This window comes from Pseudomonas sp. B15(2017) (genome assembly GCF_002113215.1).
GTDB lineage: Bacteria > Pseudomonadota > Gammaproteobacteria > Pseudomonadales > Pseudomonadaceae > Aquipseudomonas.
Genome location: NZ_NEJZ01000013.1, coordinates 125,837 through 150,060, shown reverse-complemented (window position 1 = coordinate 150,060; position 24,224 = coordinate 125,837). Strand labels below are relative to the sequence as shown.

Genomic DNA, 24,224 nt, shown 5'->3' with positions numbered 1-24,224 from the left:
AGCATTTTTTATAGAGGCACGGGATTACATGGAAATCGGTCTGCGCGAGTGGCTGATCGTCATCGGCATCATTGTGATAGCCGGTATTCTTTTCGATGGCTGGCGCCGTATGCGCGGCGGCAAGGGAAAACTGAAATTCCGTCTTGACCGAAGTCTGTCCAACCTGCCGGACGAGGACACCAGCGCCGAGCTGTTGGGCCCGGCCCGTGTGCTGGACACCCATAAAGAGCCGCAACTGGACGAACACGATCTGCCATCGGTGAGCATGCCGGCCCGCGAAGCACGCGAGCCTCGCGAATCCGGTTCCAAGCGCGGCAAGCGTGGCAGCAACGGTCCGGCCCAGGGCGACCTGAACCTCGATCTGGATCTGGACGGCGGTCCGAGCTTCAGCAGCCGCGACGATGATTTCGTCGAGCCTGCCGCCAAGTCGTCGCCGGCAGTGGCCGATAAAGATCAGCCGCAAGCCGAAGAAGTGCTGGTGATCAGCGTGATCTGCCGCGACCCGGCCGGCTTCAAGGGCCCGGCACTGCTGCAGAACATTCTGGAAAGCGGTCTGCGTTTCGGCGAGATGGATATCTTCCACCGTCACGAAAGCATGGCCGGCAACGGCGAAGTGCTGTTCTCCATGGCCAACGCGGTCAAGCCGGGCATCTTCGATCTGGACGACATCGACCACTTCAGCACCCCGGCGGTGAGCTTCTTCCTCGGCCTGCCAGGCCCGCGTCATCCGAAGCAGGCCTTCGACGTGATGGTGGCGGCAGCCCGCAAGCTGTCCCAGGAACTGAACGGCGAGTTGAAAGATGACCAGCGCAGCGTCCTGACCGCGCAGACCATCGAGCACTACCGTCAGCGCATCGTCGAATTCGAACGCCGCGCCCTGACCCAGAAGCGTTGATTGAAAAGGTTGCCTCGCAATAAAGGGGCAATCGGCAAAATAGATTGAGCAGCCTCGGCTGCTCTTTTGCTTTATGAGAGAACACCCATGACTGCCGCCAAAGACCGCATTCTAGAGCTGCGCGCTGAACTCGATCAGCACAACTACCGTTACCACGTCCTCGATGAGCCGAGCATTCCGGATGCCGAGTACGACCGGTTGTTCCACGAGCTCAAGGCGCTGGAAGCGGCCAATCCGGAACTGATCACCAGCGACTCGCCTACCCAACGTGTCGGTAGCGTGGCCCTGACCGCGTTCACCCAGGTGCGTCATGAGGTGCCGATGCTCAGCCTCGGCAACGCCTTCGAAGAAACCGACATGCGCGAGTTCGACCGCCGGGTGACCGAAGGTCTGGATCTGCCGGCCGGTGACCTGTTCGGCGGTGGCGCGGCGGTGGAATACAGTTGCGAACCGAAACTCGATGGCCTGGCGGTCAGCCTGCTGTATCAGGACGGTGTGCTGGTGCGTGGCGCCACACGCGGCGACGGCACCACCGGTGAAGACATCAGCGTCAACGTGCGCACCGTGCGCAACATCCCGCTGAAGCTGCACGGCACGGGCTGGCCGGCGACCCTGGAAGTGCGCGGCGAAGTGTTCATGTCCAAGGCCGGTTTCGAGCGCCTCAACGCCTCGCAACTGGAAATCGGCGGCAAGACCTTCGCCAACCCGCGCAACGCCGCCGCCGGCAGCCTGCGTCAGCTGGATTCGAAGATCACCGCCAACCGTCCGCTGGAATTCTGCTGCTACGGCATCGGCCAGGTCTCTCACGATATTTCCGACACTCACATCGGCAACCTCAAGCAGCTGCAAGCCTGGGGTCTGCCGATCAGCCATGAATTGAAACTGGCCAAAGGCATCGGCGAATGCCTGGATTACTACCGCGATATCGGCGAGCGCCGTAATTCGCTGGCTTACGAAATCGACGGTGTGGTGTTCAAGGTCAACAGCATTGCCGACCAGCGCGAACTGGGCTTCCGCGCCCGCGAACCGCGCTGGGCCATCGCCCACAAATTCCCGGCCATGGAAGAGCTCACCGAACTGCTCGACGTGGAATTCCAGGTCGGCCGCACCGGCGCCGTCACGCCTGTGGCGCGCTTGAAACCGGTCAAGGTCGCAGGTGTGACCGTGGCCAATGCAACGCTGCACAACATGGACGAAGTCGCCCGGCTGGGCCTGATGATCGGCGACACGGTGATCATTCGCCGCGCCGGTGATGTGATTCCGCAAGTGGTGCAAGTCGTTGCCGAGCGTCGCCCGGAAGACGCGCGGCCGGTGCAGATTCCCGAGAACTGTCCGGTGTGTGGCTCGCACGTCGAGCGCACGCAACTGGTCAAGCGCAGCAAGGGCAAGGAAACCATCAGTGAGGGCGCGGTGTATCGTTGCGTCGGCCGACTGGCCTGCGGTGCGCAACTCAAGCAGGCGATCATTCACTTCGTATCGCGCCGGGCGATGGACATCGAAGGCCTTGGCGACAAGAGTGTCGAGCAACTGGTGGACGAAGGTCTGGTCAGTTCGCCGGCTGATCTTTACGCGCTGAAGTTCGAGGACATCGTCGACCTCGAAGGCTTCGCCGAAGTGTCGAGCAACAAGTTGCTGGCTGCCATCGAAGACAGCAAGAAGCCGGGGCTGGCGCGCTTCATCTATGCGCTGGGCATTCCGGATGTCGGCGAGGAGACGGCCAAAGTGCTGGCGCGTTCGCTGGGATCGCTGGAGCGTGTCCAGCAAGCCTTGCCGCAAGTGCTGACGTACCTGCCGGACATCGGCCTGGAAGTGGCGCACGAGATTCACAGCTTCTTCGAGGATGCGCACAACCGGCAGGTGATCAGCGAACTGCTGGGCCACGGTTTGCAGATTCAGGACCAGGGCGAGTTGGGTGCCGAGTTTGCCGCGAGTACCACGCTGGGCGGCTTCCTCGACAAGCTGCACATTCCTTCGGTGGGCCCGGGCGGGGCGCAGAAACTGGCGGACAAGTTCGAATCGCTGGAAGGGGTGATGAACGCTGACTGGCTGGACATGCGTCAGGCATTGCCGGAGAAACAGGCCAACTCGGTTCGCGGGTTCTTCGCCTTGCCCGAGCATCGTCAACTGGCTGAAGACGCCGAGAAGCAACTGCGCGATTTCGGCATGCACTGGCAGAGCGAAAAGAAAGTCGTCGAAGGCCTGCCGCTGGCCGGCGAAACCTGGGTGCTGACCGGCAAGGTCGAGCTGATGAGTCGCGATGTCGCCAAGGAACACCTGGAAAGCCTCGGCGCCAAGGTTGCGGGTTCCGTGTCGGCCAAGACTCATTGCGTGGTGGCCGGACCGGGCGCCGGGTCGAAACTGACCAAGGCCAACGAGCTGGGCGTGAAAGTGATGGATGAAGAGGCGTTTATCGGGTTCCTGAAAGGGCACGGTATCAGTGCCTGATTGATCGACAGATGCGCTCCGCGTGGGAATACCGCCCGGACGCTCCGCGTCCGCTGTGACGCAGAGCGTCACGGTATGCATTCCCACGCAGAGCGCGGGAACGATCTGCGTGCGGGAATGATCTAGTCTTGGCAAGCCCCAGGGAGAGATCGCCATGTACCGCTTTTTCGAGCAGCTCAGTTCCCGCATCGTCGCGCCGTTCATGGGCGAATCCTCGCGCAACAGCAAGGTCTGGCCGTGCCGCTGCGGCCAGTCGCTGTTCTTTCGCAACAGCCAGTGCCTGGCCTGCAACGCGGCGCTGGGTTATCAACCGGAACACAGTCGGCTGACCTCGCTGCAAGCGGGGCCGCAAGAGAACACCTGGACGCTGGACGTCGATCCCGAGGCCGGGCTGTTCCGGCGTTGCGCCAATCTCGACACTCCGGCCGGCTGCAACTGGCTGCTGCCCGCCAACGATCACGACACCCTGTGCGCGGCCTGCGCTCTGAATCGCACCATTCCCGACCTGTCCGTCCCGGAAAACCCCGAGCGCTGGCGCAAGGTGGAAATCGCCAAGCGGCGACTGGTGGCGCAACTGATTGGCCTCGGCCTGCCGGTCATCCCGAAAACCGTCGACGAAGAAACCGGCCTGGCCTTCGATTTCATCGGCGTCGATCTGCAAGGCAATGCGCCGATGACCGGCCACGCCAATGGCCTGATCACCCTCGACATCGCAGAAGCCGACGACGCCCACCGCGAGCAGGTCCGGGCGCAGATGCACGAACCCTATCGCACGCTGCTCGGGCATTTTCGCCATGAGGTCGGGCATTACTACTGGGATCGGTTGATCGCCAACAGCCCTTGGCTGGGTTCATTCCGCAACCTGTTCGGCGACGAACGCGCCAGTTATGCCGAGGCACTTGAGCGCCATTATCAGCAGGGCGCACCGGCCGACTGGTCGCAGCATTACGTCAGCGCCTACGCCACCATGCACCCATGGGAAGACTGGGCGGAAACCTGGGCGCATTACCTGCATATGATGGACGCGGTGGATACCGCGCTGGGCTTTGGCATGAGCGCCCGGGAGATGGACCTGGATTACCAGCCGTTCCCGTCCAGCACGTTGTACGACCCCGAGCATCCCGGCGGCGCGGCGTTCCTGTCGTTCGTCAATGCGTGGATCGAACTGGCCGGCATGCTCAACGAACTGTCGCGCAGCATGGGCCAGCCGGATTTCTATCCATTCGTCCTGCCGCCTGCGGCGATCGCCAAGCTGCACTTCATTCATCTGGTGATCCAGCAAGAGGGCGGCCGCGCGGACGAGGTGCTTCAGGCGCAATAGCAAGTGCTTGAAGCCCTTCATGTTTTTTATCTGCAACGAGCGGTTGTAACTTCGTCTCAGATAGGTACAATGGCGCGGCTCGCCGACAGGCGAGTGTCGTTATGGTGACCCTATCGGTCCCCCCGCAACGATTACCCGTGAACCTGGTCAGAGCCGGAAGGCAGCAGCCACAGCGGGAACATTGTGTGCCGGGGTGTGGCTGGTAGGGTTACCACCTTAACGAACATCGAACGAGTCAGACAGAACTGCATGGGTTTCGCCCACTGCGGTTTTTTTATGCCTGCGATTCGTCGTTCGAGTCAGCACACCCTGCTCGCGATGGCGTCGACACGGGGTAATCATTTCTCCTGCAATCGCGCATACTCGCCACAACCGAAATGAATGAAGAGTCTGACCGGGATCGACCTCAGGGGTTGTGCCCAGGTCGCGAGGTTTTATGCTCCCGGAACATTCCGATTTATCCAGCCCTGTGTTCTTGCCCGTCACGGATGAAACCTGCGCGAACCTGTTGCAGGCGGAGGGCGCAACAGCGCTCGAGAGCCTGACCGATCCGGAATTGGCGGCGGTGCTGGTTATTCAGAATCTGGTGCAGACGAAAGAGCAGGATCTCGGCGCAATTGCGGCGGAAAAGATTCTGGCCAAACTCTTGGCCTGGGCTGTCGAAAAACGTCAGTCAGCGACGGCTGGTCTGTTGTCAGAAGCCCGGCGGCTGTTCGACCCGCGCAAATTGTATTTCGGTCTGAAGGTTCTTAATCCTCTGAACCTGCGTTTTCTGTTGGCTGAAGAAATATCGGCGCGCGACTACTTGTTGCCCGATGGTCAGTGGGATTTCGAATACAAAGTCCGGCGTCATCGCCGCCATGACCCGTTCAGCCAGCCGATAGTGACGCCCCGTTACCGCGAGCGCTGGTTGAGCCCGGCCCAGGACAAACTGGTCAGAACCTTCCGCGCCAACCTGGACGAAGATCTGCACGTTCAAGGTTACGCAGGGATCGGCAAAAGCCATCTGCTGGTGGCCTTGCTGGAACATCTGCGCCCGGAAAAGACGCTGTTGCTGGCGCGCACCCCGGCCAAACTGGAGGTGCTTCGCCAGCGGATGGCGGGGCCGAGCGAGAAGAAGGCCGGCAAGACCTTCCTGGCGTTTGCGCAGTCGCTGATGCTCGGGCGCAGGCCGCAGGCGGAGGGAGGGCGAATCCCGACCCGGCAGGCGCTGGCGCAGGAACTGAATATCTTCGGTTTTCGCCACCACGACGGGCAGGCGACCCTTGAACTCTGCCTCAAAGTGATCGAACGCTACTGCCGCTTCCGCGATCACACCTTTTCGGCGAAGCATCTGCCGCATTTCAACCAGCCGCTCTCCAGCGTCGACGCTCAGGTGTTGCTGGAATATTCGAGCCGGGTGTGGGGCTACCTCGAACTCAATCCGGCGTGGGGCAGCCAGACCGGCTTCGAAGCGCTACTGATGATCAAGCGGGCCTGCATCGCTGGTTGCGTGGTGCCGGCGCGCTACACGCACGTGCTGATCGACGAGAGTCAGGACATTCCCGGGTCGCTGTTGCAGATCATCGAGCGCGGGCGTCAGGTGCTGATCACCCTCGGCGACGAGTATCAGCAGGCCAGCGGCGTGCCGGTCAAGCGGCACCGTGAGGTTCGCCAGAGCGATATCAGCTATTCCGTGCGTTCGGGGCGCAATGTCGAACGGCTGGTCAATCCGCTGATCGCCCGGCACTCGCAGAAGGGCAAGATTCCGTTCGAGGGTGCCAGTGATGCTGACGTCGTCATCAAGGAATACCCGGAAGGCTTCGTGCCGTCCGAAGGTTGCGTGGTGCTGACGGCATCGCCATGGGACAGCATGATCTGGGCGATCCATCTGCACGATTCCAACCGCAAGTTCAGATTCCCGGACAAGCGAACCCAGGATGATCTGAAGCATTTCATGGCCACCGCCATCGAACTGTTCAAACCGGATTTCTACCGTTCTGAATTCAGCGAAAACGGCGTGCATCCGTATTTCAGCGACCTGCCTGACTGGCAAGCGGTGTGCGACGTAAACCGGTTCGACGAATCGTTTCTGCGGGTCAAGGACAAGCTGGAAAACGGCTTCATGATTGCCGACCTGACGCGCCTGAACCGAATGATCGACAACGCCGGCAATGGCTGCCTGTTGATGCTCGCGCAAGAGGCGGGGGGCATGGAGTTCGACAAGGTCCTGCTGACGCCGGGGTTGCTGACCAACGAGAAATTCAAGGATGCCTACGCGTTCGATCAGCGGATCTGCGCCGTGTACATCGCCATCTCCCGCGCCAGGCTGAAGCTTTATGTGCCGTACGATGTGGTGGCGTGGGTCGAGTATCACGAGTACCAGCAATTTCGCGATACGGCGGGGCATTGAAGGCCCGGCTCACGGTTCACTGGCCGATCCTCCGGTATACAGCCGGATAATGTCATCAATTTCCCCCGACATTTTCATCCGCAGCAATGTCCTCAATATCCGCTGCACCGGCACGTCCGGGTCGTTGCGCACATAGCAGCCGATCTTCTGTTCCTGCAACACCGCCACCGCTTGCAGTTGCTGCTGCGGCATCAGGCGCTGATTGAACCAGTCCAGGGTCCATTGATTGCTCACGGCGTAGCGGTAGCGGCCGGCCATTAGTTTGTCGAGTACCTGCGCCTGGTTACGCGCGTCTTCGCGCCATAGTCGGTCGGTGTCGAATGTCGGTTGCAGCGTGGGGTAGCTGTAGCCGAGCACGGTGCCGATCGACTGGCGGGGCAGGAGGGCCGGATCGGCGCTGGGCGGCTGGTCCTGGCGGCTGATCAGCAGATCACGCTGAAAGAACAGCGGAATGCTCCAGATGTAATCCCCGGACAGATTCGGCAGCCAGGATTGTGCGGCATAGCAGCGCACATCGACTTCGCCGTGTTCCATGGCGTTCTGCACGCGGTTGCGGGGCAGGACGTGAAATTGCGCCGGCACGCCAACCTGAGTCGCCAGGCTGAGCATGATGTCGTAAAGGATGCCCTGGGTCGGGCGGCCGCGTTCGATCTGCACCATCGGCATCGCCCAGCTGTCGGCAACGACGAAGCGCAGCGGCGGTTGCGACGCCATCGCGCTCAGGCTCAATCCCAGTAATGCCCCCACGGCCCACCGCATAAATGCTCCGGTAATTCCCGATCCCGAGCCGACAAAAGCCCTCGCTCATGCAGCTTAGCCAGAATAGACGAGCACACCGGATGCAATTTTGCCCTTGCTCCGCTAGCATTAGCCGCTTCTGCTTCCTTTGCCGCGACGGTTTTCGATGAGTTATCAGGTTCTTGCACGTAAATGGCGTCCGCGCTCGTTCCGCGAAATGGTCGGCCAGACCCATGTGCTCAAGGCTCTGATCAATGCCTTGGACAGCCAGCGCCTGCACCACGCCTACCTCTTCACCGGTACGCGGGGCGTTGGCAAGACCACGATTGCGCGGATCATCGCCAAATGCCTGAACTGTGAAACAGGTATCACTTCAAGCCCGTGCGGCGAGTGTTCGGTGTGCCGCGAGATCGATGAAGGTCGTTTCGTCGACCTGATCGAGATCGACGCCGCGAGCCGGACCAAGGTCGAGGACACCCGCGAGCTGCTCGACAACGTGCAATACGCCCCGAGCCGCGGTCGCTTCAAGGTCTACCTGATCGACGAAGTGCACATGCTCTCCAGCCATTCCTTCAATGCGCTGTTGAAAACCCTCGAAGAGCCACCGCCCTACGTCAAGTTCATCCTGGCGACCACCGACCCGCAGAAACTTCCGGCAACGATTTTGTCGCGATGCCTGCAGTTCTCCCTGAAGAACATGACACCTGAGCGTGTGGTCGAGCATTTGACTCATGTCCTGACCGCCGAAAACGTACCGTTCGAAGACGACGCCCTGTGGCTGCTCGGCCGCGCCGCCGACGGTTCGATGCGTGACGCCATGAGCCTGACCGACCAGGCCATCGCCTTCGGTGAAGGCAAGGTGCTGGCCGCCGATGTGCGGGCAATGCTCGGTACGCTGGATCACGGCCAGGTTTACGACGTGCTGCACGCGCTGATCGAAGGTGATGCCAAGGCGTTGCTCGAAGCCGTGCGTCACCTGGCCGAACAGGGTCCGGACTGGAACGGCGTGCTCTCGGAAATTCTCAACGTGCTGCACCGCGTCGCCATCGCCCAGGCCCTGCCGGAAGGTGTCGATAACGGCCACGGCGACCGTGACCGGGTGCTGGCGCTGGCCCAGGCCCTGCCGGCCGAAGACGTCCAGTTCTATTACCAGATGGGCCTGATCGGCCGCCGCGACTTGCCGCTGGCGCCGGACCCGCGAGGCGGTTTCGAAATGGTGCTGCTGCGGATGCTGGCCTTCCGGCCGGCAGACACGGCGGATGCCCCGAGGCAACCGCTAAAGCCAGTGGGGATCAGCCAGGCCACAGTTGATTCCGCAAACTCAGTGGCTGCCGCGCCGAAACCTGCGCCGGTAGTGGCTGCCGCTGTTGCGCCGGCTCCGGTGGTTGCACCGGCACCGGCACCTGCGCCTGCGCCTGTTCCCGAGCCTGTACCGGTTGCCGCGGTGATTGCGCCTGAACCCGTTCCTGAGCCAGAACCCGAGCCGGTCGTGGCCGAAGAAGTCGTCGACCTGCCGTGGAATGACCCGGTAGAACCTGCGCCTGGGCAGCAGCCAGCGGTCGAGCCCGTGCTGGAAACCACCGCCGAACAGCCGGATCTGCCGCCTATGCCGCTGCCGACCCCGGACAGCGTCGTGCCGGACGCCCCGGAGTGGGCCGCCGCGCCGATCCCCGAGCCGTCAGTGGCCGAAGTCGATGCCGCCACACCGGGCATGGACATGGACGACGAGCCGCCGCTCGACGAGGACTACATCGAGCCGGACATGGATTCGGCCTACAGTTACCTCGACGATCTGGCCAGCGAACACGCCGCAGAACCGGCTCCCGAACCCGAGCCGGAACCTGCCGCCGCGCCGGCCACAGGTCTGGCCCTGCAATGGCTGGAGCTGTTCCCGCAACTGCCGATCTCCGGCATGACCGGAAGCATCGCCGCCAACTGCACGCTGATCGCGGTCGATGGCGACCATTGGCTGATGCACCTGGACCCGGCCCACAGTGCCTTGTTCAACGCCACCCAGCAGCGTCGTCTGAACGATGCGCTGAACCAGTTCCACGGACGCACGCTGACCCTGACCATCGAGCTGATCAAGCCCGAGCAGGAAACCCCGGCCCAGGCCGCGTCCCGGCGCCGTGCCAACCGTCAGCGCGAGGCGGAGGAGTCGATCCACGGCGATCCGTTCATCCAGCAGATGGTCCAGCAGTTCGGTGCGGTCGTGCGACACGATACTATTGAACCTGTCGACGCCCTGGTCAGTCAGGGCTAATAACTGAGGGCGTCCGGCCTGTGTGGCCGGGCGCTGTTTTGATCCAAGTACTTTTGAGGTGATTCCCATGATGAAAGGTGGCATGGCCGGCCTGATGAAGCAGGCGCAGCAAATGCAGGAAAAAATGGCCAAGATGCAGGAAGAACTGGCCAACGCCGAAGTCACCGGCAAAGCCGGTGGCGATCTGGTCACCGTGGTGATGACCGGCCGTCATGACGTGAAGAAGGTCAGCATCGACCCGAGCGTACTGCCAGGCCTGGACGAAGACGACCGTGAAGTGGTCGAGGATCTGGTGGCTGCAGCCGTCAACGCCGCCGTGCGTCAGATCGAAGCCAACAGCCAGGCGAAAATGGGCAGCATGACCGCTGGCATGAACCTGCCGGCCGGTATGAAACTGCCGTTCTGATTCGCCTTGGCGGGTTGGATGAGCGACAAAAAATGCCAGGCATCGTGCCTGGCATTTTTTTGGCCTGTTGATCGTTCCCACGCTCTGGACTGACCCCGACAAAGTAGACGATTCGATACCTCGACCATCGCTTATCAAACGGAACGCACCATCCCCACCAAGGTCTGCTCCCTATACCACCGAATTCATCATTCAAAGGAGACGCTGACATGTCCGACTCTCTGACCCTCAATCAACGCTTCGTGCTGGCCTCGCGACCGGTGGGCGCGCCAACGCCCGAGAACTTCCGTCTGGAGCGCGAGGCGCTGCCGGACCTTGAAGACGGCCAGGTGTTGCTCAAGACCCTGTACCTGTCACTCGATCCCTACATGCGCGGGCGCATGAGTGATGCGCCGTCCTACGCGGCGCCGGTACAGGTCGGCGAGGTGATGACCGGCGGCGCTGTCAGCCGTGTAGAACAGTCGCGTCATCCGAAATTCCACCCCGGCGATCTGGTGGTGGGTGCCACCGGCTGGCAAAGCCACAGCATCAGCGACGGCCGCAACATCATCCCGATCCCGTCCGGCCTGCCGAGCCCGTCGATGGCCCTCGGCGTGCTGGGCATGCCCGGCATGACCGCCTACATGGGCCTGATGGACATCGGCCAGCCAAAAGAAGGGGAGACTCTGGTGGTCGCCGCCGCTTCCGGTGCAGTGGGCTCGGTGGTCGGCCAGGTGGCGAAGATCAAAGGCCTGCGCGCCGTCGGCGTGGCCGGTGGTGCCGAGAAGTGCAAATACGTGGTCGAGCAATTGGGCTTCGACGCCTGCATCGATCACAAGGCACCGGACTTTGCCGAGCAACTGGCCAAGGCCTGTCCCAATGGCATCGACATCTATTACGAAAACGTTGGCGGCCATGTTTTCGATGCGGTCGTCCCTCTGCTCAATCCCAAGGCGCGGATCCCGCTGTGCGGCCTGATCGCCGGCTACAACGCCTCGGAAGCGCCGAAAGGCCCGGATCGCTTGCCTGCCTTGCAACGCACCTTGCTGACCAAACGCGTACGGATTCAGGGCTTCATCGTGTTTGACGACTATGGCGACCGTCAGCCGGAATTCATCAGCGCCATGGTGCCGTGGGTGCGCGATGGCAAGGTGAAATTCCGCGAGGACGTGGTCGAGGGCCTGGAGCAGGCACCGCAGGCGTTTATCGGGCTGCTGGAGGGGCGTAACTTCGGCAAACTGGTGGTGAAGGTTGCACAGGACTGAGGATTTGACGCTGGCCGGAGGCGCGGGTATAAACCGCGTCTCGTCGTTTTGTCGGACTTTTTCCCCATGAGCTTCAGCCCTTTGATTCGCCAACTGATCGACGCCCTGCGAACTTTGCCGGGCGTGGGTCAGAAAACTGCCCAGCGTATGGCGTTGCAGTTGCTCGAGCGTGACCGCAGCGGCGGCACGCGCCTGGCCCAGGCCCTGAGCCAGGCCATGGAGGGGGTCGGACACTGCCGTCAGTGCCGCACGCTGACCGAAGACGATCTGTGCCCGCAATGCGCCGACACCCGCCGCGACGACACGCTGTTGTGCGTGGTGGAAGGGCCGATGGATGTCTACGCGGTCGAGCAGACCGGGTTCCGCGGTCGCTACTTCGTGCTCAAGGGGCACCTGTCGCCGCTGGACGGCCTGGGACCGGAAGCCATCGGCATCCCGCAATTGATGGCGCGGATCGAAGAGGCGGGCACCTTCACCGAAGTCATCCTCGCCACCAACCCGACCGTGGAAGGTGAAGCAACCGCCCACTACATTGCTCAGTTGCTGCAGAGCAAAGGCCTGATCGCCTCGCGCATCGCTCACGGCGTACCGTTGGGTGGCGAACTGGAACTGGTGGACGGCGGTACGCTGGCTCACTCGTTTGCAGGGCGCAAGCCGATTTCCCTCTGAGCCACACAATCCTGTTGAAAACCAAGCAAGCGCTCGGTTAAGTTCGGCGAACCCTTCCATGGAGTTCGCCGATGCCCGCCTTCCAGGAATACTTCGACCCCAGCCACCAATTGGTCCGCGACAGCGTCAGACGTTTCGTCGAGCGCGAGATCCTGCCGGACATCGATACGTGGGAAGAAGCCGAAAGCTTCCCCCGTGAGCTTTACCTCAAGGCCGGTGCGGCCGGCATCCTCGGCATCGGTTACCCCGAAGCGCTGGGTGGCAGTCACGAAGGAGATCTGTTCGCCAAGATCGCCGCCAGCGAAGAACTGATGCGTTGTGGTTCCGGCGGGCTTGTAGCCGGGCTCGGTTCGCTTGATATCGGTTTGCCGCCGATCGTCAAATGGGCCCGGCCCGAAGTCCGTGACCGCGTCGTCCCTCAAGTGCTCAGCGGCGAGAAGATCAGCGCCCTGGCAGTGACCGAGCCGGGCGGCGGCTCCGACGTCGCCAACCTGCAGACCCGCGCCGTGCGCGATGGCGATCATTACCGGGTCAGCGGCAGCAAAACCTTTATCACCAGTGGCGTGCGCGCCGATTACTACACCGTCGCGGTGCGTACCGGTGCGCCCGGTTTTGCCGGCATCAGCCTGCTACTGATCGAGAAGGGCACACCCGGTTTCACCGTTGGCCGGCAACTGAAGAAAATGGGCTGGTGGGCGTCGGACACCGCTGAATTGTTCTTCGACGATTGTCCGGTGCCGGTGGGCAATCTGATCGGCGCGCAGAACATGGGGTTTGCCTGCATCATGGGCAACTTTCAGAGCGAGCGTCTGGCGTTGGCCTTGATGGCCAACATGACCGCGCAACTGGCGCTGGAAGAGAGCCTGAAATGGGCGAAGGAGCGGCAGGCGTTCGGCAAGCCCATCGGCAAGTTCCAGGTGATCAAGCATCGCCTTGCGGAAATGGCCACGGCGCTGGAAGTCTCGCGGGAGTTCACCTACCGGCAGGCGGCGAAGATGGCGGCGGGGCAGAGCGTGATCAAGGAAATCTCCATGGCCAAGAACTTTGCCACGGACACTTCGGATCGCATTACCAACGAGGCGGTGCAGATTCTTGGCGGGCTGGGTTATATGCGCGAAAGCCTGGTGGAGCGGCTGTACCGGGATAACCGCATTCTGTCGATTGGCGGCGGGACGCGGGAAGTGATGAACGAGATCATCAGCAAGCAGATGGGACTGTAATCCTCGGTGTTGATCGTTCCCACGCTCTGCGTGGGAATGCAGCCCGGGACGCTCCGCGTCCCTTCCAAAGCCGAACGCGGAGCGTCCGTTGAGGCATTCCCACGCAGAGCGTGGGAACGATCGGGCGCGGGGTTTTACTTGTCAGTCAGGGCAAACTGCGTCAGGCAGAACGTCGCAATCCCCATGTCCTCAAGACGCTGCGAACCACCCAGCTCCGGCAGATCAATGATCGCCGCCGCTTCGTGAACACGGGCGCCCATGCGGCGGATCAGGTTGGCCGCTGCGATCAGCGTGCCACCGGTGGCGATCAGGTCATCGAACATCACCACCGAATCGCCTTCACACAGGCTGTCGGCGTGCACTTCGAGGAACGCTTCGCCGTACTCGGTTGCGTAGCCTTCGGCCAGCACATCCGCCGGCAGTTTGCCTTGCTTGCGAAACAGCACCAGCGGCTTGTTCAGCTGATAGGCCAGCACCGACCCGATCAGGAAACCGCGAGCGTCCATCGCGCCGATGTGGGTGAAGTCGGCTTCCACATAGCGGTGGGCGAAGCTGTCCATCACAAGGCGCAGGGCCTTGGGCGACTGGAACAGCGGGGTGATGTCGCGAAAGATCACACCCGGTTTCGGGAAGTCGATCACGGGGCGGATCAGGGATTTGATGTCGAAGGAGTCGAAGACCATCGTCGAGGTGTCCTGGCAGGGCTGCAAACGGCGCAGTATACCCGCGGCTGAAACGATACGCTCGGCCGCGGGTCGAGATCAGACTTCGAGCGAGCCGCCGGCCAGGGCGCAGAGCTGGATCGGGTCGAGGATATGGATTTCCTTGCCCTCGGCTGCGATCAGTTCGTTCTGCTGGAAGCGGGTGAAAACCCGGGACACGGTTTCCACCGCCAGCCCCAGGTAGTTGCCGATTTCATTGCGGGACATGCTCAGGCGGAACTGGTTGGCCGAGAAGCCGCGAGCGCGAAAACGCGCCGACAGGTTGACCAGGAACGTGGCGATGCGCTCGTCGGCGGTTTTCTTCGACAGCAGCAACATCATTTGCTGGTCATCGCGGATTTCGCGGCTCATCACGCGCATCAACTGACGGCGCAGCTGCGGCAGTTGCAGGGCCAGTTCGTCGAGGCGCTCGAAGGGAATTTCGCAAACCGAAGTGGTTTCCAGCGCCTGGGCGGAAACCGGGTGTTTCTCGGTGTCCATGCCGGACAGCCCGACCAGTTCGCTCGGCAGGTGGAAACCGGTCAGTTGTTCTTCGCCGGTGTCGCTCAGGCTGAAGGTCTTCAGGGCGCCGGAGCGTACTGCATAAACGGAATCGAAGGTGTCGCCCTGACGGAACAGGAACTCACCCTTTTTCAGCGGGCGGCCACGTTTAACGATTTCGTCCAGCGCATCCATGTCTTCCAGATTCAGCGAAAGTGGCAGGCAGAGAGGGGCCAGGCTGCAATCCTTGCAATTAGCCTGGTTGTGAGCGCGCAGTTTAACTGGCTCGGACATTTCTTAAATCCTTGTGGGAAAACACACATAAGGCGTAAGGGTAACCCAGCGGAGGACATTCAGGCCAGCCTGTGGCGAGATTGCCCCCAAGGCATGAAGCCGCAGGGATGACGGCCGATAAACGTGTCTCGGACGGCGTGCAAGGCACCGTTTCGATGACCGTGATACCCGGACAACCCCTGCGTTGTGCTTGGAAAAGCTAGATCACCCGCGAGAAACGCTGGCGGTTTTGCTGTTCCAGGTAGGCGTCGAACACCATGCACACCGAACGTACCAGCAGGCGACCGGCCGGCAGCACGGTGATGCGCTCGCGATCCAGTTCGATCAGCCCGTCCTGCGCCATGCCCTGCAATTGCGGCCAGAGCGCGCCGAAATAACCCTGAAAATCGATGTTGAAGCTACGTTCGATCTCGGCGAAATCCAGGCTGAAATTGCAGATCAGTTGCTGGATCACTGCACGACGCAGGCGATCGTCAGCGTTACACACCAGACCACGACTGGTGGCCAGTTGCGCGCCGGCGAGGGTGTTCTGGTAGTGATTGAGGTCGCTGCTGTTCTGGCAGTACAGGTCGCCGATCTGGCTGATGGCCGACACGCCCAGCCCGATCAGGTCGCAATGACCGTGAGTGGTGTAGCCCTGGAAGTTGCGCTGCAGGGTCGATTCTTCCTGAGCAATCGCCAGTTCATCGTCGGGCAGGGCGAAGTGGTCCATGCCGATGTAGCGATAGCCGGCGGCGGTCAGTTGTTCGATGGTGCGTTGCAGCATTTCCAGTTTCTGCGCCGGGCTTGGCAGTTCGTTGCCGTTGATCCGCCGCTGTGGCATGAAGCGTTCCGGCAGGTGCGCGTAGTTGAACACCGAGAGTCGGTCCGGTTGCAGGCTGATGACTTCCTCAACGGTGCGGGCGAAATTGTCCGGGGTCTGTTTGGGCAGGCCGTAGATCAGGTCGATGTTGATCGAGCGAAATTGCAGAGTCCGCGCTGCGTCGATCACCGCGCGGGTTTCTTCCAGGCTTTGCAGGCGATTGACCGCCCGTTGTACCGCCGGGTCGAGGTCTTGCAGGCCGATACTGACCCGGTTGAAGCCTAATTCGCGCAGCAGGCCCATGGTCGACCAGTCGGCTTCGCGCGGGTCAATCTCGATGCCGTAGTCGCCGGAATCATCGTCCAGCAGATTGAAGTGCTTGCGCAGGTGCGCCATCAACTGGCGCAGTTCGTCGTGGCTGAGAAAGGTCGGCGTGCCGCCGCCGAAGTGCAGTTGCTCGACTTTCTGTGCGGGGTCGAGGTGGCAGGCGATCAGCTGGATTTCCTGCTCGAGCCGTTGCAGATACGGCAGCGCGCGGCCGCGATCTTTGGTGATGACCTTGTTGCAGGCGCAGTAGTAGCAAATATTCGCGCAGAACGGCACGTGCACGTACAGCGACAACGGGCGCAGGGCCTTGCGGCTGTCGCGCAGGGCGTGGAACAGGTCGAAGGTGCCGACCTGACTGTGAAATTGTACGGCCGTCGGGTACGAGGTGTAGCGCGGCCCCGCCAGGTCGTAGCGGCGGATCAAATCGGTGTCCCAACGAATGGCGTCGAGCATGCGGGCATTCCCCCGGATAGGCTGGCAGTGTGCCGAGTCTAGGGGAGGGCGCGAAAAAGCATCTTGATTTGCATCAACGGGATCAGTGGCCCATCAGCCAGTGCTGGTGCGGGCCCGGCAGAGTCCAGATGCCGAACAGGATCACCAGCAGGCCGCCGGCCATGCGCACGCTGCGTTTGCGCAACAGCGCCGTGACCCGCTCGGCCGCGAGGCCGGTCGCCAGCAGCACCGGCCAAGTGCCGAGCCCGAAAGCGAGCATCAGCAATGCACTGTCGAGAGCATTGCCCTGACTGGCCGACCACAGCAACGTGCTGTAAACCAGCCCGCACGGCAGCCAGCCCCACAGTGCGCCGAGCAATAAAGCCCGGGGCAGGCTCGACACCGGCAGCAGGCGATTGGCGACAGGCTGAATGTAGCGCCACAGCCCGCGACCGAGGCTTTCGATGCGAGTCAGGCCGCTCCACCAGCCTGCCAGATACAGGCCCATGGCGATCAGCAGCAAACCCGCAAGCACGCGCATGAACAGCGCAGCAGGACTGTTCGCCACGGCCCATCCCGCCAGTCCGATCAGCAATCCCGCCGTGGCATAGCTGAGAATCCGCCCGAGGTTATAGGCCAGCAGCAATCGAAAGCGTCGGCTGCGTTGTTCCTTGGGAATCGCCAGGGTCAGCGCGCCCATCAGACCACCGCACATGCCCAGGCAATGCCCGCCGCCGAGCAGGCCGAGAATCAACGCAGACACCAGCAGCGGCGCCAGTTCAAGCATGGGGTGGCGCCTTGTCGTCCGGTTTCGCGGGGTTGGCTTCGTCCACAGCGGCGGTATGGTTCGGATCCTGATCGTCGAACAGGATGCTGTGGGCCGGGCTGTCGAGGTCGTCGTACTGGCCGCTGTCCACCGCCCAGAAAAAGATGTAGACGGCGATGGCCACGATCAGCAGCGCGGCCGGAATCATCACGTAGAGAGCTGGCATCTGTACTCCATGCCCGCGCGGCTCAGGCCGGCAGCGGGCGGGTTTCTGACGTGGGGTTGACGGCCGGCGCGCTCGGCAGGCGAGTCAGGCGCAGGGCGTTGAGCACCACGGTCAGCGAACTGATCGACATGCCGACGGCGGCCCACACCGGAGTGATCCAGCCGAGGGCGGCGAACGGCAACATGAGGCCATTGTACAGCGCGGCCCACAACAGGTTCTCGATGATCACCCGGCGGGTGCGGCGGGCCAGCGTGAAGGCTTGTACCAGTGCGTCGAGACGGTTGGACAGCAACACTGCGTCGGCGCTGGTTTTCGCAAGATCGGTGGCCGAGCCCATGGCCACGCTGATGTCGGCGGCGGCCAGTACCGGCACATCGTTGACCCCGTCACCGAGCATCAACACCTTGCGGCCGTCCTTGTGCAGTTGTTGCAGCACTTGCAACTTGTCGTCCGGGCGCAGACCGCCGCGCGCCTCATCGATGCCCAGTTCGGCGGCGACGCTGGCGACCATCGGCGAACTGTCGCCCGACAGCAGCAGCGTGCGCCAGCCGCGCGCCTTGCATGCGGCGAGCAGGGCCGGGGCGTCATCGCGCAGACGGTCGTCGAGGGCGAACCAGGCCAGCGGCCCCTGACGGTCACCGAGCAGTAGCCATTGACCCGGTTCCTTCGGCATCGAAGGCACCGGCGCGCCGCTGAGATCACACACAAACGCCGCTTGACCGATGCGCAAACGCTGCTCATCGACCGACCCTTCAAGCCCCAGGCCAGGCGTGCTGTGGACGTCTTCGGCAGCCAGTGGCGCGCGACCGAAGGCGCGGGCGATCGGGTGTTCCGAACGGTTTTCCAGGGCGGCGGCGAGGCTCAGGCATTGATCGCTATCGAGGGCGCCAAGCGGTCGGATCGAACGCAGCACCAGTCGGCCTTCGGTGAGGGTGCCGGTCTTGTCGAAAATCACCGTGTCGATCTGGTTCAGGCCTTCCAGCACATGGCCGCGCGTCAGTAGCAGGCCGAGTTTGTGCAGGGTGCCGGTGGCGGCGGTGAGGGCGGTTGGCGTCGCCAGCGACAGCGCGCACGGGCAGGTCGCCACCAGCATGGCAAGGACGATCCAGAATGCTCGCGACGAATCCAGCTCCCACCACAGCAGGCCAATGGCGGCCGCCGCGATCAGCGACAACAACAAAAACCACTGCGCAGCGCGGTCGGCGATTTCCGCCAGCCGTGGTTTTTCTGCCTGGGCGCGATCCAGCAGGCGGACGATGGCCGACAGTCGTGTGTCCTGGCCCAGCGCCTGCACCTCGACGGTCAGCGCGCCTTCCACGTTCAGCGTGCCGGCGGTGACAGCATCGCCTATGGCGCGCGGCTGCGGCAGGTATTCGCCGGTCAGCACCGATTCGTCGATGCTCGACTGGCCATCGAGGATCTTGCCGTCCGCTGGCAGCACCGAGCCGGGCTGCACCAGCACCCGATCACCGAGGCGCAGTTCGCTGAGCAGGATGCGTTCACTCTGGCCGGCATCGTCGAGACGCAGACACGAGGCGGGCAACAGATTGACCAGTTGCGCGGTGGCAGCGGCGGTGCGCTCGCGGGCGCGGCGTTCGAGGTAGCGCCCGGCAAGCAGGAACAGCGCGAACATGCCCACCGCGTCGAAATACAGTTCGCCGACCCCGGTGATCGAGGTCCAGATCCCGGCGACATACGCCGCGCCGATCGCCAGCGACACCGAGACGTCCATGGTCAGGTGACGGGTGCGCAGGTCACGCATGGCGCCCTTGAAAAACGGCGCGCAGCTGTAGAACACAATCGGCGTGGTGAGGAACAGCGCGACCCAGCGCAGGATGGTGTGCAGCTCCGGGCTGAGATCGATGTTGAATTCCGGCCAGGTAGCCATGGTCGCCATCATCGCCTGGAACCACAGCAGGCCGGCGACGCCGAGTTGGCGCAGGGCGAGGCGGTTTTCGCTGGCCAGTTGTTCGCTCGCGCGGTCGGCCTGATACGGGTGTGCGGCATAGCCAATGTGGCGCAGTTCGCTGAGGATCTGGCTCAGCGGCAACTGAGCGTCAGCCCAGCGCACATGCAGGCGATGATTGGACAGGTTCAACCGCGCCTCGGCCACGGCGGGCAGCGTGCGCAGGTGTTTCTCGATCAGCCAGCCGCACGCGGCGCAACTGATGCCTTCCATCAGCAGCGTGGTTTCGGCCAGTTCACCTTCGTGGCGCACGAAGGGTTGTTGCACGTCGGCGCGGTCGTACAACTCAAGCTCATCGACCAGTTGCACCGGCAGCGCTTCGGGGTTGGCCGAGGCTTCGCTGCGATGCTGGTAATAGCTTTCCAGGCCACCGGCGACGATGGCTTCGGCCACCGCCTGACAGCCGGGGCAGCAGAACTCGCGGGATTCCCCGAGCACGACGGCGGTGAAGCGGCTGCCGGACGGGACGGGCAGGGCGCAGTGGTAGCAGGGGACTGGAATGGTCATGAGGCTTTCCGATGATCGTTCCCACGTTCCGCGTGGGACTGCCTCCACGGACGCTCCGCGTCCGCTTCGGCCGGGACGCGGAGCGTCCGTGGCTGCGTGCCCACGCAGAGCGTGGGTGCGATCAGAGTCAGGCTTAGTGCTTCAGGTCTTCAGCGCCCTGCAACGGCTCATCACCGAGCAACAAATCCTTGTCATGGCTGACCAGCTCTTCCTCGAACATCCGCCACACGTGATCGTCCTGGGTGCCCAGCAATTCAACAAAACGCCGGCCTTCGATCTTGTCGCTCAACTGGCCGATGTACCGGCCCTGTTCGGTCTCGCTGCGGGCCAGGACAATCTTGCGATCCTTCTCCGGTTGAGTCGGCGAGATCAGGTTCAGTTCCAGGGTTTTCGGCTGGCTGTCGCCGCTCAGGCGCAGATCGACTTCGCCGGTGACATCATCCAGATGCACGGCAGCGCGCATCTTCAGGGTCTGCGCCAGCAGTTCGCGATCCAGTGAACGGTTGATGCCTTTGCCGGCCTCGTAGTAGTTATCGTTGACCAGGTTGTCCGGGTTGTTCACCGCAATGGTCACCATGGACAGCGTCAGGGTCACCGAACAGGCCAGAATCCCGATGATGATCCATGGCCAAAGGTGCTTGTACCAGGGACTTGCGGTGTTTGCTGCGGGCATGTTCAGTTCTCTCAACGATTTTGTGGGCCGATGAAACGGCTCTTGGCTTCTACGTGGACGCTGTCGTCATCGGCATCCTTGAGGATGAATTTCACCTCGTTGGTGCTCGATGGCAATTGTTCAGGTGCGCTCGACAGTTCGACCGGCATGCTGAAGATTTCCCCGGCCGGCACCTTGATCTCGCGTTTGCCTTGCAGGCGCAGATCCGGCAAGCCGGCAGCTTCCAGCACATAAGTGTGGTCGCGCTGATCCTTGTTCATGATCTTCAGGCTGTAGACGTTTTCGATCCGGCCTTCGGCGTTTTCACGGTAAAGCACGCGGTCTTTGCTGACGTCGAAACCCACCAGCGAACGCATGAAGAATGCGGTCACCAACAGGCTGATCATCGCCAGCAGCACCACGGCGTAGCCGATCAGGCGCGGGCGCAGTTTATGGGTCTTCTGCCCGGACAAATTGTGTTCGGTGGTGTAGCTGATCAGCCCGCGCGGGTAATCCATCTTGTCCATGATGCTGTCGCAGGCGTCGATGCATGCGGCGCAACCGATGCACTCGATCTGCAGGCCGTCGCGGATGTCGATGCCGGTCGGGCAGACCTGAACGCACATGGTGCAGTCGATGCAGTCGCCCAGGCCCAGGGCCTTGTAGTCGACGCCTTTCTTGCGCGGGCCACGGCTTTCGCCGCGCCGCGGGTCGTAGGAAACAATCAGGGTGTCCTTGTCGAACATCACGCTCTGGAAGCGCGCATACGGACACATGTAGATGCACACCTGCTCCCGCAACCAGCCGGCGTTGCCGTACGTGGCGAGGGTGAAGAAGCCGACCCAGAAATACGACCAGCCATCGGCTTGCCCGGTGAAGAAGTCAAAGACCAGTTCACGGATCGGCGAGAAGTAGCCGACGAAGGTCATGCCGGTGACGAAACCGATCAGCAACCACATGGCGTGCTTGGCGAACTTGCGCAGGAACTTGTTGGCACTCATCGGCGCCTTGTCCAGCTTGATGCGCTGGTTGCGGTCGCCTTCGGTGACCTTTTCGCACCACATGAAAATCCACGTCCACACGCTTTGTGGGCAGGTATAACCGCACCAGACCCGGCCGGCATACACCGTGATGAAGAACAGGCCGAATGCGGCAATGATCAGCAGGCCCGAAAGCAGGATGAAATCCTGGGGCCAGAAGGTGGCGCCGAAAATGAAGAACTTGCGTTCCGGCAGGTTCCACCACACGGCCTGATGGCCGCCCCAGTTCAGCCACACCGTACCGAAATACAACAGGAACAGCGCCGTGCCGCCCATCATCCGCAGATTGCGGAACAGGCCGGTGAAAGCTCTTGTGTAGATTTTTTCTCGAGCGGCGTAAAGATCGACGCTGTTGTTCGCGTTCTTGTCGGGCGGCGTGACGTCGTGTACCGGAATCTGGTTGCTCATCATTGCATCCCACGGCAGTGGAAAAATGCCTCGGTCGATACGTGCCGACCGGGGTCAAAAAGGGGTGTTGCAGTGGCCCAATGATACGCCTGTACCACCGACGAACGGGTGCGACCTTTGGTCGCGTTGGGGAAAAAACCTGAATGGTGTAGCGAATGCAGCAAAGCATGATGCAGATCAATTGACTATAGACGACAGGCACTGCTGACATCGAGGCGGCTGCGCTGCACAAGAGCAGACGCAGCCGCTTTCATCGGTCGGTCACAGTATCCGGCCGCCGCCAAGGCTATCCATTCCACCGGTGCCTTTTTTTCTGTCAGCTGCGACATTGCCTTTCGTGGAGCGCTTTTGTCGTTTCAGGCTGTTGCTATCGGTCACATCATTTTGTGGCGTCTGTTCATCCGTTTGAATCGGCTCATCACCGTCCTGATTCTGATGTTGTTCGTTCATCGTATGCCTTCCTTGCAAGATGAGTTGTGAGGTCGCAGCGCATCGGCTGCCGAAGGACGTTATCGCTTGCCAGCCAATGTGCCCAACGAATTTCGGTTGCGAGATGTGAAGCTGCGATGTGGTTCTTTTAGCCCCACAGATTGATCTGCGTACTCGAAAAATGTCGGAGAGGTTCGTTTCTCAGCGGCGCAGCGTCCCAGCAGACGTCCCTGACAGCTAGCTTTTCGGATGATCGCAAGCAACTGCATGGCAATCTGATCGAGAACAATGATTGGCAAAAACCGCAATTCGCGGACACGGTTCCGCTGAAATCCATCTGGGCCAGTCGGCCATAAGCAACGGCCCCGCCAATTCTCATTGGCGGGGCCGTTTTTTTTGCTTCAAACGTTGGCCTTACTGGGCCTCGGCTTCCGCTGGTTTTTCACCGTGGGACAGGCTGTAAACATAAGCCGCCAGCAGGTGAACCTTGTCGTTGCCTTGCAGTTGTTCCTGGGCAGGCATCTGGCCCTGGCGGCCGTAACGGATGGTCTGCTGCAGCTGCGCGAAGCTCGAGCCGTAGATGAACGCGGCCGGGTGGGTCAGGTTCGGGGCGCCCATTGCCGGGGTGCCTTTGCCTTCCGGACCGTGGCACGCCACGCAGTTGGCAGCGAACAGTTTCTGGCCGTTGGCCGGATCCGCCTTGGTGCCTTCCGGCAGCTTGCGGCCATCCAGATTGGTCAGCACGAACGCGGCCACATCGGCCACGCCTTGCTCACCGATCACTTCCGCCCAGGCCGGCATCACGGCGTGACGACCGCCCATGATGGTGGTCTTGATGGTTTCCGGTTCGCCGCCCCAGCGCCAGTCGGCGTCGGTCAGGTTAGGGAAACCATAAGCGCCCTTGGCGTCGGAACCGTGGCAGACCGAGCAGTTGGAGGCGAACAGACGGCCACCCATCTTCAGGGCTTGCGGATCCTTCGCGACTTCCTCGATCGGCATCGCCGCGAACTTGGCGAAGATCGGACCGAACTTGGCGTCCGAGCGAGCCATTTCCTTTTCCCACTCGTGAACGCCGGTCCAGCCGGTCTGGCCGTTGGCGAACGGGGTCTGCTTCTCGGTATCGAGGTAGTTGTAGCCCGGCAGCAGACCTTTCCAGCTGCCCAGGCCCGGGTACAGCACCAGATAACCCAACGCGAACACGATGGTGCCCACGAACAGCATGAACCACCATTTCGGCAGCGGGTTGTCGTACTCCTCGATCCCGTCGAAGGAGTGGCCGACCGTCTCGTCGGTCTGCTCGGCGCGCTGACCCTTGCGGGTCGACAGCAACAGCCAGGTCAGGGAAAAGATCGTACCGAGACTGAGGACTGTGACGTACAGACTCCAGAATGTAGTCATTCTTTGTTACTCCTAGAAGCTTGCTCGACGTGCTTGATGGCTTCGGGATCATCCGCGAAGGGCAGCAAGGTCGCGTCTTCAAACTCCGACTTGCGCTTGGGGCTGAACACCCACAACGCCAGGCCGATGAAGGCGACCATCACGACAACGGTGCCCAGGCCTCGAATCATCCCGATATCCAT

The 24,224-nt window shown here is 62.0% G+C and carries 21 protein-coding genes and 1 other RNA gene; 10 read left to right on the top strand and 12 right to left on the bottom strand.

Features of this window, described 5'->3' with window-relative positions:
* The first annotated feature begins 28 nt into the window (after positions 1–28).
* The 5 genes from zipA to CAF73_RS19475 all read left to right on the top strand — a co-directional run bounded on the left by zipA (position 29) and on the right by CAF73_RS19475 (position 7,053).
* Positions 29–895, top strand: coding sequence for a cell division protein ZipA (zipA, locus tag CAF73_RS19495; RefSeq protein WP_064378762.1), 867 nt, complete (start codon positions 29–31; stop codon positions 893–895).
* An 87-nt stretch (positions 896–982) separates the two neighbouring features.
* Positions 983–3,340, top strand: coding sequence for an NAD-dependent DNA ligase LigA (gene ligA, locus CAF73_RS19490; RefSeq protein ID WP_085703540.1), 2,358 nt, complete (start codon positions 983–985; stop codon positions 3,338–3,340).
* A gap of 154 nt (positions 3,341–3,494) precedes the next feature.
* Entirely contained in the window at positions 3,495–4,661 is a 1,167-nt protein-coding gene (locus tag CAF73_RS19485; RefSeq protein ID WP_085703539.1) for a putative zinc-binding metallopeptidase, read from the top strand.
* A 111-nt stretch (positions 4,662–4,772) separates the two neighbouring features.
* Positions 4,773–4,869, top strand: an RNA gene (gene ffs, locus CAF73_RS19480) — signal recognition particle sRNA small type.
* Between the two features lie 228 nt (positions 4,870–5,097).
* Entirely contained in the window at positions 5,098–7,053 is a 1,956-nt protein-coding gene (locus CAF73_RS19475) for a hypothetical protein (RefSeq protein WP_085703538.1), read from the top strand.
* Between the two features lie 9 nt (positions 7,054–7,062).
* Here the strand turns inward: CAF73_RS19475 and CAF73_RS19470 are convergent, their stop codons facing one another.
* Positions 7,063–7,812, bottom strand: a complete 750-nt coding sequence (locus CAF73_RS19470; protein WP_085703537.1) for an ABC transporter substrate-binding protein — start codon at positions 7,810–7,812, stop codon at positions 7,063–7,065.
* 145 nt (positions 7,813–7,957) lie between these two features.
* Between CAF73_RS19470 and dnaX the strand changes: the two genes are divergently transcribed.
* From dnaX to CAF73_RS19445, 5 genes are all read left to right on the top strand, one after another.
* The gene (dnaX, locus tag CAF73_RS19465; protein ID WP_085703536.1) at positions 7,958–10,054 is read left to right on the top strand and encodes a DNA polymerase III subunit gamma/tau; all 2,097 of its coding nucleotides are present in this window, start codon (positions 7,958–7,960) and stop codon (positions 10,052–10,054) included.
* A gap of 67 nt (positions 10,055–10,121) precedes the next feature.
* Positions 10,122–10,460 carry a YbaB/EbfC family nucleoid-associated protein gene (locus CAF73_RS19460; protein ID WP_007951650.1) on the top strand — a complete coding sequence of 113 codons (339 nt, stop codon included), beginning with the start codon at positions 10,122–10,124 and terminating at the stop codon, positions 10,458–10,460.
* A 209-nt stretch (positions 10,461–10,669) separates the two neighbouring features.
* Positions 10,670–11,704, top strand: coding sequence for an NADP-dependent oxidoreductase (locus CAF73_RS19455; RefSeq protein ID WP_085703535.1), 1,035 nt, complete (start codon positions 10,670–10,672; stop codon positions 11,702–11,704).
* Positions 11,705–11,770: 66 nt separating this feature from the next.
* On the top strand, positions 11,771–12,373 hold the full coding sequence (gene recR, locus CAF73_RS19450) for a recombination mediator RecR (protein WP_085700219.1): 603 nt from the start codon (positions 11,771–11,773) through the stop codon (positions 12,371–12,373).
* Between the two features lie 71 nt (positions 12,374–12,444).
* Positions 12,445–13,593: an acyl-CoA dehydrogenase family protein gene (locus tag CAF73_RS19445; protein ID WP_085700218.1), complete on the top strand. Its 1,149-nt coding sequence runs from the start codon at positions 12,445–12,447 to the stop codon at positions 13,591–13,593.
* 134 nt (positions 13,594–13,727) lie between these two features.
* Here the strand turns inward: CAF73_RS19445 and CAF73_RS19440 are convergent, their stop codons facing one another.
* The 11 genes from CAF73_RS19440 to CAF73_RS19390 all read right to left on the bottom strand — a co-directional run bounded on the left by CAF73_RS19440 (position 13,728) and on the right by CAF73_RS19390 (position 24,224).
* Complete coding sequence (locus CAF73_RS19440; protein WP_085700217.1) at positions 13,728–14,276, bottom strand: adenine phosphoribosyltransferase; 549 nt, start codon at positions 14,274–14,276, stop codon at positions 13,728–13,730.
* A 78-nt stretch (positions 14,277–14,354) separates the two neighbouring features.
* Positions 14,355–15,089: a fumarate/nitrate reduction transcriptional regulator Fnr gene (fnr, locus tag CAF73_RS19435; protein ID WP_007951654.1), complete on the bottom strand. Its 735-nt coding sequence runs from the start codon at positions 15,087–15,089 to the stop codon at positions 14,355–14,357.
* Between the two features lie 199 nt (positions 15,090–15,288).
* Entirely contained in the window at positions 15,289–16,671 is a 1,383-nt protein-coding gene (gene hemN / locus CAF73_RS19430) for an oxygen-independent coproporphyrinogen III oxidase (protein WP_011333280.1), read from the bottom strand.
* An 82-nt stretch (positions 16,672–16,753) separates the two neighbouring features.
* Entirely contained in the window at positions 16,754–17,437 is a 684-nt protein-coding gene (locus tag CAF73_RS19425; protein ID WP_039770036.1) for a sulfite exporter TauE/SafE family protein, read from the bottom strand.
* Positions 17,430–17,642: a cbb3-type cytochrome oxidase assembly protein CcoS gene (gene ccoS, locus CAF73_RS19420; protein WP_085703534.1), complete on the bottom strand. Its 213-nt coding sequence runs from the start codon at positions 17,640–17,642 to the stop codon at positions 17,430–17,432. The genes CAF73_RS19425 and ccoS overlap by 8 nt, the downstream gene beginning before the upstream one ends.
* A 22-nt stretch (positions 17,643–17,664) precedes the next feature.
* Positions 17,665–20,115: a heavy metal translocating P-type ATPase gene (locus tag CAF73_RS19415; RefSeq protein ID WP_085703533.1), complete on the bottom strand. Its 2,451-nt coding sequence runs from the start codon at positions 20,113–20,115 to the stop codon at positions 17,665–17,667.
* 133 nt (positions 20,116–20,248) lie between these two features.
* Positions 20,249–20,788, bottom strand: a complete 540-nt coding sequence (locus tag CAF73_RS19410; protein ID WP_085703532.1) for a FixH family protein — start codon at positions 20,786–20,788, stop codon at positions 20,249–20,251.
* Positions 20,789–20,799: 11 nt separating this feature from the next.
* A complete protein-coding gene (gene ccoG / locus CAF73_RS19405) occupies positions 20,800–22,215 on the bottom strand; it encodes a cytochrome c oxidase accessory protein CcoG (protein WP_085700214.1) in 1,416 nt (471 codons plus the stop codon).
* A gap of 261 nt (positions 22,216–22,476) precedes the next feature.
* Positions 22,477–22,665 (bottom strand): hypothetical protein, encoded by a 189-nt coding sequence (locus CAF73_RS29885; protein WP_139834854.1) that lies wholly within the window; start codon positions 22,663–22,665, stop codon positions 22,477–22,479.
* A gap of 393 nt (positions 22,666–23,058) precedes the next feature.
* A complete protein-coding gene (ccoP, locus tag CAF73_RS19395; protein WP_085700211.1) occupies positions 23,059–24,042 on the bottom strand; it encodes a cytochrome-c oxidase, cbb3-type subunit III in 984 nt (327 codons plus the stop codon).
* Positions 24,039–24,224: a CcoQ/FixQ family Cbb3-type cytochrome c oxidase assembly chaperone gene (locus CAF73_RS19390; protein WP_003175465.1), complete on the bottom strand. Its 186-nt coding sequence runs from the start codon at positions 24,222–24,224 to the stop codon at positions 24,039–24,041. Before CAF73_RS19390 ends, ccoP begins: the two co-directional genes overlap by 4 nt.